Raw genomic sequence first — 11,723 nt, forward strand, 5'->3', positions numbered from 1 at the left:
AGATGAAATCAACAGCAACGATAAGCAGAAAAAAATTCAAAGGAGGAAGTAAAAATGTTCGAACCTAACAATCAGAATGAAAAATTGACACATATAGAAGATAATCCAAAAGAAGTAATCAACGAGGAAAAACAAAGAAGTGCAAAACCGAAGAAACCTTTTAAAGGTAAAGGCTTTCTTTCTACGGTGAGTGCCGGGATCATCGGGTCGGTGCTGACTCTGACAGTCCTGCCGCATACCGATTATTATGAAGACCTCACACAGCCGAAAGTTGAACAATCAGCAGTAAGTTCATCGCAAACAGGGTCATCTGGAAATTCAGATATCACTCCCACTCAAGTTTCTGCCGGAACAAGCGGGGATATTGCGAGTATCGTAGAGGACGCTTCACAATCCATTGTCGGAGTCGTGAATTATCAGCAGCAGGGGAACCGTTTCACGGGTGCCTCACAAGAAGCAGCTGCCGGTACAGGATCGGGGGTCCTTTTTAAAAAAGAAGGAAACAGCGCTTATATCATTACGAACAACCATGTTATTGAAGGAGCTTCAAAAATTGAAGTATCGCTTTATGACGGCGAGAAAACGGAAGCCGAATTGATCGGTGCCGACCCGCTGACAGACCTGGCCGTACTGAAAATTGACGGCAAATATGCGGATAATCTGCTGGAAGTAGGCGATTCCAATGCGCTGCGTGCCGGCGAGCAGGTCATTGCGATCGGGAATCCGCTCGGCCTGGATTTATCAAGGACCGTGACCCAGGGAATCGTTAGCGCTGTCGACCGGACGATTTCAGTCGATACATCAGCAGGTGAAACCGAATTGAATGTCATCCAGACAGATGCCGCGATCAATCCAGGGAACAGCGGCGGAGCGCTTTTGAATTCAAAAGGCGAGCTCATCGGAATCAACAGCCTCAAGATTTCAAACTCAGGAGTGGAAGGTCTTGGCTTTGCGATTCCAAGTAAAGACTTCATGCCGATTGTGAGTGAAATCATCGAAACAGGGAAAGTGGAACGCCCGTATATCGGAATCGGGATGACCAACCTTGCCGATGTGCCGCGCAGTTATCTTCGAGGTCTGCCTGATAAAGTGGATTCCGGTGTGGTCGTCGCAAGCATTGATAACACTTCAGCTGCAGCCAAAGCAGGGATCAAAGAAGGCGATGTCATCACAGAGCTGAACGGAACCCAGGTTGAGAACGCTGCCGATTTAAGAAGACAGCTATACGCTGACTTGAAGGTAGGGGATAAAATAGAGCTGACCGTTTTCCGTGGAGAAGAAGAGGAGACAATCAGTCTGACATTGACGAGTAATGCAATGGTGAACTAGTCGGGAGTTTGGAGTGTGGTGCCAGGCACAAACGTGATGATTTGAGCCAGGCACAAACGTGATGATTTGAGCCAGGCACAAACGTGATGATTTGAGCCAGGCACAAACGTGATGATTTGAGCCAGGCACAAACATGATGAATTGAGCCAGGCACAAAACGGTTGAATTGAGCCAGGCACAAAAACGGATGAATTGAGCCAGGCACAAAACGGTTGAATTGAGCCAGGCACAAACATGATGATTTGAGCCAGGCACCAAAAAGCAGGCTTGTTCCAGGTACAAGCTGAATCCCGCCCAAAAACAACAAAAAGGAGAGCGGATCATTGACTAAAAAGAAATCGATCACATTATGGAGTATTTTAGGATTTGTTGTTATCACAGGCGCGTTGCTTGCTGCGTTTGGATTTTCGAAGGAAGAAGTGGTGGCGAAGGTAGGGAAGGAGTCGATCAGTAAGGATGAACTGTACTCGACGCTTGTGGATCAATATGGGGATGCTGCGCTTGATACGCTGATTGCCGAGAAGATCGTGGAGCTTGAGGGTGAGAAGAAAGATATTACGATTAAGGACAGTGAGATAGAGGATGAGCTTCAGTCGATCAAAGAATCATACGGGGGCGACGAGGCTTTTGATGAAGCGCTGGCATCCAGCGGTGCTAGTGTTGACGGGCTTAAGAAGAATATCGAGACGTACTTGACGACGGAAAAATTACTGAAGGACAGGGTTTCCATCACGGATGATCAAATTAAAGAATACTTCGATGAGAATAAGGATTCGTTTGCCCAGGCAGAGCAGGTGGAAGCGAGTCATATTCTTGTGGAGGATGAGAAGACTGCACAGGAAGTGAAGAAAAAGCTTGATGACGGCGGCGATTTTGCAGAACTTGCGAAAGAGTATTCCACCGATACGTCCAACGCTGAATCGGGCGGAGAGCTCGGATTTTTTGCGAAAGGAGAAATGGTGGAGGAATTTGAGGATAAGGCATTTGCGATGAAGAAAGGTGAAATCAGTGATCCTGTCAAAACGGAATTCGGCTACCATATCATCAAGGTGACGGATAAGAAAGAAGCGAAGAAAGCGGTTCTTGAGGATCATAAGGATGAAATAAAGGACATCCTGGTCGATCAGGCGATGCAAGCTGAATATGGAAACTGGCTTGAAGAGAAGAAAGAGAAGTATGATATAGAGAACCGCTTGAAAAGTTAATCTGCCTGAATGGCAATAGAACTCTTAACAGCGTGACTCCACATACATTCCACAGCTGTCGGCTCCAAAATAATAAGGACACTATGAAGAAATCTCCGCCGGGTGCGGGGATTTTCTGCATGCTATCAATAGAACAGAATGGCTGAAACGACTATAATTCAGGTATAGAGATACGGGACTGCTCAAGCAGTCCGTTGCCCGAAGATTATAACTGGAAAGGAAGATGAGGATGAACGTGCTGGTAGTTGAAGACAATGAAAGCGTCACGTCGATGCTGGAGATGTTTTTTATAAAAGAAGGCATCCGCGGTGAATTTGTCCACGATGGGAATGAAGGGTACAAGCGTTATAAGGAAGGCGGTTGGGACGTCATCATCCTTGACTGGATGCTGCCGGGGATGGACGGCGTCTCGATTTGCAGGAAAATCAGGGACGAGGGTTCGCAGGTCCCGGTGATCATGCTGACGGCGAAGGACAGCGAATCCGATCAGGTGCTCGGCCTCGAGCTCGGTGCCGATGATTATGTGACCAAGCCCTTTTCACCGCTTGCGTTGATGGCGAGGATCCGCGCCGTTGTCCGCCGTTATCAGGGGGATAAGAACAGCGGTTCCCAGGATGTGGCGACGTCTGACTTCATGATCAGTAAAGAAACCCGCGAGGTCCTGCTGAATGGTGAACCCCTTACGAACCTGACGCCGAAGGAATTCGAACTGCTCTATTATCTGTCACGTCATCCGCGTCAGGTATTTTCAAGGGAGCAGCTGCTCGAACGGGTGTGGGGATATGATTTTTACGGAGATGAACGGACGGTCGATGTCCATATCAAGCGTCTGCGCAATAAGATCGGAAGCAAGGAAAAACCGTATCTGCATACGGTCTGGGGCGTAGGCTACAAATTCGATGAGACGGCGGCCGGTGATGAAGGTTAAATTCAGATACCTGTATCAGCTGCTTCTCAGCCATACAACCGTCCTCATCATCGCTTTCCTTATCCTCGGCACCCTGTTTTCCCATTATGTCGAGAATCTTGTTTATGAAAATAAGGTGGAGGAACTGAGTTCGTACGGGGAAAAAATTCTATCGGACCTCGAACGGCCGACTCCGAGAAGGCCGCTTTATCTGGAGGAATACAGCAACCTGCTTCAGGCACGGGATATTGATTTGATCACCTTCAACCGAAAAGGGGAGGTATCCTACTCGAGAGGCGGGGTGTACCCGCAGATCAAATTGTCCAAAGAAGAATGGAGTAAAATTGAACGCGGGGAAACCGTCCCGTTGAAAAAAGATTTCGGCCGCTTCAATCAGGCTGTATCTCTGGTCATCATGCCACGGGTCATCAATGACCAGCTGGTAGGCGGACTCATCCTGATTTCCCCGATCAGCGGCACGAGGGAGATGCTGACTGAAATCAATCAATATCTTTTATATATAGTACTGCTCGCATTGGCGATTTCAGTGTTGATCTCCCTGCTTTTATCAACGCTGCATGTGAAAAGAATCCAGCGGATCAGGGAGGCGGCATCACGTGTGTCAGCCGGGAATTACGATGTCCACGTGCCGAGCTCCAACTTCGATGAAATCGGTGATCTAGCCGCTGACTTCAATGAAATGGTCACAAAATTGAAGCTCTCCAAAGAAGAAATCGATACACTTGAAAACCGGAGAAGGCAGTTCATGGCGGATGTGTCGCACGAACTGAGGACACCGCTGACTACGATCCGCGGCGTTATTGAGGGAATCAGGAACGACATGATCCCAGAAGAACAAAAAGAAAAAAGCTTCGGACTCGTCAGCCAGGAGACGATGCGTCTGATCAGGCTCGTTAACGAAAACCTGGATTATGAAAAAATCCGCTCCAACCAGATCACGATCACAAAAGTTACCGTCCCGCTGCTTGATGTGTTCGAAGTCATCAAGGAGCAGCTCGATTTTCAAGCTGAAGAAAAAGGCAATGAAATCAGGATCCACGCAGATCCCAAGGCTAAGGTGCACGCCGACTACGACCGGCTCATCCAGATCCTGATCAATATCACAAAAAACAGCATCCAATTTACAAACGGAGGCAGTATTACATTGAGCGGCTCATCCTCCAATCAAGAAACCATCATCGAAATCCAAGACACGGGAATCGGCATGGACCCGGAAGAGGTCAAATCCATCTGGCGGAGATTCTATAAAGCCGACCTCTCCCGGACCAATAACCCATACGGCGAATTCGGTCTCGGACTTTCGATCGTGAAGCAGCTCGTACTGATGCACGACGGAACTATTGATGTATTCAGTGAAAAAGGAAACGGGACCCGATTTGTCATCCGACTGCCGCTTTAGGCGGATGGGGAGCGGGTCGGGGGGACAGGTACCTTGTCCCATTCACGTCCCAAGCTGAGACTTGGTGAAGATTATTCGACAAGTTGCACGTATTCTGGTGAAAGTGGAATGTATTTTTGAAATCTTGCTTGAAAAATTCAAAAGTGGAACGTATTTATAGGATTTGGATCGGAAAACTAAAAAAGTGGATTGAATAGCTTCCTAGCGTGGTGGATATCAATGATTCGGCGGCCAGGTCCACAGCTTGAAGACTAATTCCAAAAGATATCAGTCACAAACTGAGCAAGTAACTGCATAAACTATTAAATCTATAGTTTTAATCTATCATTTTTCATAAAAGTATAAAGCTGTGGTCCGCGAACGAACCATAAGCAGCCCCAAAACTCACATTCAATCATAAAAATGGGACAACGAACCTGTCCCTCTGTCCCGAACCATTTGCATAGCACGAAATACTATATTATGTGGTACAACTTTATATTAAATGTGAGGAATTGAATAGATGAAAGATGATAGAAAAGAAGAAGGGGACAAGGGTGTATCAATTCAACCAACATGAAAGAAGCGGGTCAGGGATAGTCCCTTTACCCGCTTCACTTATCAGTCTAGAATCACTCCGGCAAATCCCCCGGTCAAAACCGTTTTCCCATCCTGGTTCTCACATTGGAAGGAAGCTCTGATCGCCTTCCGGTTCCGTCGATCCTTTTCAAAACGATTGATAGTTACACTGCATCGTATTGTATCGCCCGTGAACACCGGCCGCTGGAATTCGAAATTCATCGTCCGGGCCAGGACATTGTGATCTCCGCCCACCTTTGTGGGAAGTGTCGCTGTCAGAAGTCCCTGGACCACGAGTCTCCCCTGTTCATCAGGGGTCATGTGATGAATGCCTTCGTCTCCTGAAATCGTTGAGAATAATCTCACGTCTTCTATCGTAAAACGGCGTTCGAACGAAATGATATCGCCTACTTTTAAAGTCATTTCAATCATCCTTTCATCAAACACTAGCCCTCTAATCGCTTTTCAAGTTCAATTTCATCCATAAGCGGAATCCCGGCAATCCCAATCAGCGGGATTTCAGGCTTGATCTCCCGCGCGCGTGCGACGGCATTTCTATGAATCTTCACTAATTTAAAACCTCGTTTTTGATAAAACTTCAATGCAAGTAAATTATCATTTGTCGTGACAAGCGTAACGCGCCCACATTGATGATGGCGTGCGGCACGCTCGACTTCCTGCACAAGGATGGTGCCGATTCCATTGCCTTCCTCCAGGCTGTCCAGGGAGATGATCTCACACTCATTGTTCCGGAAGACATATGTAATAAGTCCGATGACCTGATCTTTGGTATTCATTATGGCGAATCCATCCAGTTCTGAGCAGTTGTACACTCCGCTTGAAATCACCATCTGCGGGCTTCCCCAGTGGGTGTTGAAGAAATCATTTAACACTTTTTGAGGCAGGTTTATGGTTTTAATGACGTTCATCTTACGACCTCACTTCGGTATCTTATAGAGAATATTTTACCATGAATTTCCTTTTTGGAAATATGAAATGAGAGGGGAGGTTTAAAGCAGAAGGGGTAAGGGAAAAGGTTAGAAGTATTCAAACGATATACCTGCTATTGACATCTTCAACTGTAAATATTATAATTACAGTAACGTTAAGTTCTCAATCGAAGAAGGGAACTATTTTTTAAAGCCTAACTGTAAGAATAATTGTTACATTTAAACTGAACTTCACATAACCGATATAGAAACGTTAAAGGAGTGGATAATATGGTTACATTATACGTCACACCGAGCTGTACTTCCTGCCGAAAAGCAAAGGCATGGTTTGAGGAACACGGAATCGAGTATACGGAACGGAACATCCTGGCTGATCCGCTGACAGTTGATGAAATCAAGTCGATCCTGCGTCTTACGGAGGAAGGGACAGAAGAGATCATCTCGACAAATTCCAAGACATATAAGGAATTAGACGTCGATCTTGAGTCACTTCCCCTTAAAGACTTGTATCAGCTGATCATCGACAATCCGAAAATGGTGAAGAGACCGATCATGCTGGATGAAAAACGGATCCAGGTCGGCTATAACGACGAAGAGATCCGCAGTTTCCTGCCAAGGAAGCTTCGTACGTTCAACTATCATGAATTGATGAAAGAAGCGAACTAGGATGGCCCGGCAGACTTGACTGGCTGATCTGTAGCATATACGATTACCGTGCAGATAGAAAGTAGGAGGAAGCCCATGAATAGTGATTTTACTCTGGCCATTCACAGTTTAACGTATCTCGCCCTGCAGAATGACCGGATGTCGAAAAGCGATGCCATCGCAGAAAGTGCAGGCGTCCATGCCGTCCGTATCCGGAAGGTCCTGAGCTTACTGAAAAAACACGGAATCATCAAATCGAAAGAAGGGACCGGCGGAGGATTTCTTTTTGCAAAGGAATTCTGCGAAGTGAGCCTTTGGGACATCTACACGCTCACGTCGGAAGGCGCGCTGCAGCCAAAGTGTCCGCAGTCGAATGAAGCGTGTGTCGTCGGAGCGAATATGCACAAGGTGCTGTTCACCATCTTTCTCGGAGCGGAAGAGCATCTTGGCGAGTACCTGAAACAATATACGATAAAAGACATCGTCGATCTGATTTCAAAAGAGAAATGACATGAAAGGGATCGGCCTTTCCTTTAACTTAAATGTAATAAAAATTATTTCAGTTTAAAAAAGTAGGTGGAATAAATGAACAAAATCCTGACAAAAGGCGATTGGATAAAAGCGACTTCCCTGGAAGGGGAATTGATCATCGGCTATATCGAGAATCTTGATCCGCAGGGAACGACCGTAAAAGCCAAGGTCATCACAAGCGACAACAGGGAAATTGAAGGCTCTGTCATCCCGCTGTTAGCCAAAGATGTGAAGAAGCTGCCCGACACCAAAATAGCGAATAAAGAACAAATCTGCTTCCTGATTGACCTCGCCCTTTCTACAGGGGATGAAGAGTGGTTCCTCGAGCTTTCAAAGAAATATAACGCAATGAGGGAACTGGTGAAAAATGGTCAATGACAAAAGAAGTGCCTGATACCAGCTGGTTTTCCCAGTTGGTGTCGGGCACTTTTTATGTGGGCCGGAGGTGGAAGGAGAGCCAAGGTGCCCGGCTCATACTAGGGTAAGTAGTAGCCAGGGGGACAGGTACAGCGGCCCACTCTGGGGTACACACAGTTTGCAGGTGAAGAAGCCTATTCTATAATAGTTAAGATAAATAATACATAAGAGGTGTCACACTCATGAGCTGGAAGGTTAAACGATTTGATGAACTGACAACTACAGAATTGTACGCAATTTTAAAAGAGAGAACCCAGGTCTTCGTGGTCGAACAGGAATGCCCGTACCTCGAAGTCGACGGGAAGGACGTTCACTCTTACCACCTTTATAAAGAAGAAAATGGCGAGGTAGCCGCCTACGCCAGGCTTCTACCCCGGGGTGTGTCATATAGGGAAGCATCCATCGGCAGGGTATTTGTCAAAAAGGAATATCGCGGCCGGGGACTGGCAGGCGAACTGATGAACAAGTCATTGAATTTCATCCATGGCGAATTAGGAGAGTCAGAAGTTAAGATCCAGGCCCAGGAATATTTGAGGGAGTTTTACGGTTCATTCGGGTTCCGGGCGATAACGGAGACTTATTTGGATGATGGGATTCCTCATATTGATATGGTGCTGGAAAAGTGATTGAACTTAGAACGTTGATTTGAAGAACTAAGGGGGCTGGGCCTTGAGACGGTTCTCCTGGGATAAAGATTATTCGACAAGTGGAACGTATTTTAGAAAAGTGGAATGAAAATCTGAAATCCGGAATGTATTTCTGGAATCTGGATTGAAAATCGTAAAAGAGGAATGTATTTTTCAAAAGTGGAATGAAAAACATCGGTTGGGGCTGATGAATGGACTGAAAGGGGTATCAGGCTTATCCAAAAATCAAAAAAATCGCCATTTCATCATTGATTGGTTGCAAAACCAATGGGAATCTTCAATTTCACCGGATTTTTATAAGCTTTTCGTCATTCAAATGCAAGCCTGTCTTTTGATCCCTGGTAAGGGAGTAATCAAAGGACAGGCTTTTTATATCGATTGGAATAAACTAGAAAAACCATTGAACATACAAAGGTGATTTGAAATAATTAGGAGTGAAGTTTCAGGAACAGCGGCAGGAAGACAGACACATGAAGGCGACAAATGTATACCTTTTTCATTTACATTACCATTTCAGCAGCAATATTTTTTCTCTTCGAATGGCTTATGCGAAAGAAACTGAAAATCCCATATAAGCAGAGAACGGCTCTTCAAGATAGATGCACAGTCCTTAAATGGATAGAACGCGGCTTTTGGGCTCTGTTCTTTGTGAATATGTGCTTCTACGGTTCTGAAATCATCACTGTCCTTATTATCTTTTTATTTTTCACCTTTGATTTAGCCGTTCAGTGGAAATAAAACCGCTCTGAAAAGGAATATATCATCTCGCTTATGGGATTGATCTTTTTCGTTATCTTTATCGGGGCGGGTAGTATATTCGATTATTTTATTTAGGCAAACATGGAAAGGAGGGGTTTTAATATGGGACTCTTCTTCTTAAAATTAATACTCTTTATATTTATCTATATTCTGCTCTTGTACGCAGCCCACCTTGGAATCAGCCGTTGGCTTGGTGTCACCAAACGAAAAATTTTTGATTACGGAATCGTCAATGAAAAACATAAAGAATTAGATAAAGTGATTAGGTTGATTACTGTAGCGGTACTAATAACCGGTTTCATATTAAGTCTTCTTACGGATTTTGAGCTGAATCATTGGTATATCCATCCGTACACGATTTTGGTTGTCTCTCTCATTAGCGGTGAATTACTAAAAATCTATATGGAATGGAAATACATTGAAGATAAACGTGAATATACATATACAATACTCGAAACCAGCCTGCAGGCAGTCCTGCTAATTTTGTTTTTCACACTGGGTGTTCAATATTTAAGCAATTCATTTTAAAAGAGGAAGAGGCGGTCCGATGAATGTGTTTTTCATAATTCTGATCTTATTACCTGTCATTTCAGTTATCTTGGGGATAGCGGGGTATGCAATCTTCAAGAATATTTTTGCAGCCCCGGCGTTTGTTTTCATCTCCTCAATGATTGCATTGTTTTTAGTTTTCAACGAAACCTTTTTGATATGGGTATTTGTATATACTCTTTTGGCACTGGTGACAGGTGTGATTTTAAAGGCATTCAGTAAAAAAAGAAGCTGAACGAGCAGAGGTTATCCAAAGTCCCGATAAGCTCTTTTTATATGATTGAAAGCGTAAGGAGACGCTTATCGGGTATAGTATATTAAACTCGTCACGAAAGGCGGATCTACCATGGAAGTATACTCAATTGGCCACTCTACTCACACCAAAGACCAATTTCTCAAAATGCTTAAGGCAGCAGAAATCGAATACATAGCGGATATCCGTGCATTCCCCGCCAGCCGAAAATACCCTCAGTTCAAAAAGGAGAACATGTCGGAATGGCTGGCAGAAGCAGGATGCGGGTACAGCCATTTTCCGGGTCTCGGGGGCAGGAGGCGTTTATCCGGTGTGATCGGCGAAAACCTGAACGCAGGCTGGAATAATCGATCGTTTCATAATTACGCAGATTACACTCTTACGGATGAGTTCAAAAAGGGACTCTCAGAATTGAAAATCGCTGCATCCGATAAAAGACTTGCCTATATGTGTTCGGAACGGCATCCTGCGAGGTGCCACCGGCTGCTGATCAGCAATGTCCTGAAAGCGAACGGCTGGGATGTCCGGCATATCATTGATCGTTCTGACGGGGAGGCTGAGTTGGTCAGTCATGAACTCGGCAAGTGGGGTGCCGTGCCGATAATTGAAGAGGATGGTTCGGTGGTTTATCCGGAGCTGGAGGGGTAGGTGTCATTGCACCTTTGATACATATTTTTATTTCATGTTTATTAGGCTTGTTCTAATTTTCCACCACCTTAATACATTTTATGGTAAAATAAACGTTAATTGTAAATATAAGAATTAGAGGTGACCCACATGGAACAAGCAGAAAAGAGAATTAAAGACAGCAAACAAAACGTAAAGAAAAAAGAAAATCTCACAGCGTTCAGTGCCTTTGCGGGAGGAGCACTTGGGTGGACGGCAAACACGTCACTAAATATTCTCACCGATACGGATATGACATCTTTTTATGTGGTCTCCATTTCACTTGGGGTGATTATCGGGCTGCTATGGGACATCGCCAATAAGATGAGCAAGGAGTAAATGAAACGAAAATGACGTTCTTGAAAGTATTCGGTGTTGGTTTGCTGCTATTTGCCGGTTTGATAGCATTGCTCCTAAGAGATGAAGCTGATCCTAACGGTACAGCTTTTGTCATTGTATTTGGGGTGTTATTCTATTTGCCTGTGTTATTTGTTGTCGCTCTGGTATTTCAGATTAAGAAGACTCATTAAAAAGAAAGAACAGGGGGTACAACCATGGCATTCATAACAATCTTTATTGCAATCATCCTATTCCTCCTAGGTTACCTCACCCCGGTAAGTACCATATACACACTTCCGGTTTCGCTGTTATTATTCTTATTTGGCATCACAAGGTTACTAAAAAAAGAATATGGCCAGGTCCGCCGCTGTTAACAGCAAAGGAACCTGACCATTATTTTATGTATGTTAGATCGATACCAGTGAAACCCCGACTAGCAGGATGACTAGAAGCACCCCTAAGACGATCACTCTTCTATTGACCATGTTGCAACCTCCCAAGTTGTATGAAATTACCCTCATCTTATCATAGATTCACCTTCTTTATAT

Annotated in this window: 17 protein-coding genes; 15 read left to right on the top strand and 2 right to left on the bottom strand. The window is 44.8% G+C overall.

Annotated elements, in window-relative coordinates; genetic code table 11:
* The first annotated feature begins 54 nt into the window (after positions 1-54).
* From BHE18_RS18660 to BHE18_RS18675, 4 genes are all read left to right on the top strand, one after another.
* Positions 55-1,329, top strand: coding sequence for a S1C family serine protease (locus tag BHE18_RS18660; protein WP_083573885.1), 1,275 nt, complete (start codon positions 55-57; stop codon positions 1,327-1,329).
* Positions 1,330-1,652: 323 nt separating this feature from the next.
* Entirely contained in the window at positions 1,653-2,534 is an 882-nt protein-coding gene (locus BHE18_RS18665; RefSeq protein WP_071620018.1) for a peptidylprolyl isomerase, read from the top strand.
* A gap of 229 nt (positions 2,535-2,763) precedes the next feature.
* On the top strand, positions 2,764-3,462 hold the full coding sequence (locus BHE18_RS18670) for a response regulator transcription factor (protein WP_071620019.1): 699 nt from the start codon (positions 2,764-2,766) through the stop codon (positions 3,460-3,462).
* Positions 3,452-4,861, top strand: coding sequence for a sensor histidine kinase (locus BHE18_RS18675; protein WP_071620271.1), 1,410 nt, complete (start codon positions 3,452-3,454; stop codon positions 4,859-4,861). Before BHE18_RS18670 ends, BHE18_RS18675 begins: the two co-directional genes overlap by 11 nt.
* 600 nt (positions 4,862-5,461) lie before the next feature.
* Here the strand turns inward: BHE18_RS18675 and BHE18_RS18680 are convergent.
* Both BHE18_RS18680 and BHE18_RS18685 read right to left on the bottom strand, forming a co-directional pair.
* A complete protein-coding gene (locus BHE18_RS18680) occupies positions 5,462-5,842 on the bottom strand; it encodes an FAS1-like dehydratase domain-containing protein (protein ID WP_071620272.1) in 381 nt (126 codons plus the stop codon).
* A gap of 23 nt (positions 5,843-5,865) precedes the next feature.
* Positions 5,866-6,348 carry a GNAT family N-acetyltransferase gene (locus tag BHE18_RS18685; protein WP_071620020.1) on the bottom strand — a complete coding sequence of 161 codons (483 nt, stop codon included), beginning with the start codon at positions 6,346-6,348 and terminating at the stop codon, positions 5,866-5,868.
* 291 nt (positions 6,349-6,639) lie between these two features.
* Between BHE18_RS18685 and spxA the strand changes: the two genes are divergently transcribed.
* The 11 genes from spxA to BHE18_RS23340 all read left to right on the top strand — a co-directional run bounded on the left by spxA (position 6,640) and on the right by BHE18_RS23340 (position 11,549).
* Complete coding sequence (gene spxA / locus BHE18_RS18690) at positions 6,640-7,035, top strand: transcriptional regulator SpxA (protein WP_071620021.1); 396 nt, start codon at positions 6,640-6,642, stop codon at positions 7,033-7,035.
* A gap of 75 nt (positions 7,036-7,110) precedes the next feature.
* Positions 7,111-7,524 carry an RrF2 family transcriptional regulator gene (locus BHE18_RS18695; protein ID WP_071620022.1) on the top strand — a complete coding sequence of 138 codons (414 nt, stop codon included), beginning with the start codon at positions 7,111-7,113 and terminating at the stop codon, positions 7,522-7,524.
* A gap of 75 nt (positions 7,525-7,599) precedes the next feature.
* Entirely contained in the window at positions 7,600-7,923 is a 324-nt protein-coding gene (locus tag BHE18_RS18700; RefSeq protein ID WP_071620023.1) for an IDEAL domain-containing protein, read from the top strand.
* A 221-nt stretch (positions 7,924-8,144) separates the two neighbouring features.
* Positions 8,145-8,588: a GNAT family N-acetyltransferase gene (locus BHE18_RS18705; protein ID WP_071620024.1), complete on the top strand. Its 444-nt coding sequence runs from the start codon at positions 8,145-8,147 to the stop codon at positions 8,586-8,588.
* 145 nt (positions 8,589-8,733) lie between these two features.
* On the top strand, positions 8,734-9,027 hold the full coding sequence (locus BHE18_RS18710) for a hypothetical protein (RefSeq protein WP_071620025.1): 294 nt from the start codon (positions 8,734-8,736) through the stop codon (positions 9,025-9,027).
* A gap of 443 nt (positions 9,028-9,470) precedes the next feature.
* Complete coding sequence (locus BHE18_RS18720; RefSeq protein ID WP_071620027.1) at positions 9,471-9,896, top strand: DUF4181 domain-containing protein; 426 nt, start codon at positions 9,471-9,473, stop codon at positions 9,894-9,896.
* 19 nt (positions 9,897-9,915) lie between these two features.
* On the top strand, positions 9,916-10,152 hold the full coding sequence (locus BHE18_RS18725) for a DUF2651 family protein (protein ID WP_071620028.1): 237 nt from the start codon (positions 9,916-9,918) through the stop codon (positions 10,150-10,152).
* A 111-nt stretch (positions 10,153-10,263) separates the two neighbouring features.
* Positions 10,264-10,818 carry a DUF488 domain-containing protein gene (locus BHE18_RS18730; protein WP_071620029.1) on the top strand — a complete coding sequence of 185 codons (555 nt, stop codon included), beginning with the start codon at positions 10,264-10,266 and terminating at the stop codon, positions 10,816-10,818.
* 129 nt (positions 10,819-10,947) lie between these two features.
* Entirely contained in the window at positions 10,948-11,175 is a 228-nt protein-coding gene (locus BHE18_RS18735; protein WP_071620030.1) for a hypothetical protein, read from the top strand.
* 11 nt (positions 11,176-11,186) lie between these two features.
* Positions 11,187-11,366, top strand: coding sequence for a hypothetical protein (locus BHE18_RS18740; RefSeq protein ID WP_071620031.1), 180 nt, complete (start codon positions 11,187-11,189; stop codon positions 11,364-11,366).
* A 24-nt stretch (positions 11,367-11,390) separates the two neighbouring features.
* Positions 11,391-11,549, top strand: a complete 159-nt coding sequence (locus BHE18_RS23340; protein ID WP_171910753.1) for a hypothetical protein — start codon at positions 11,391-11,393, stop codon at positions 11,547-11,549.
* Positions 11,550-11,723 lie beyond the last annotated feature (174 nt).

The sequence above is a fragment of the Rossellomorea aquimaris genome (assembly GCF_001877785.1).
Classification (GTDB): Bacteria; Bacillota; Bacilli; order Bacillales; family Bacillaceae_B; genus Rossellomorea; species Rossellomorea aquimaris_A.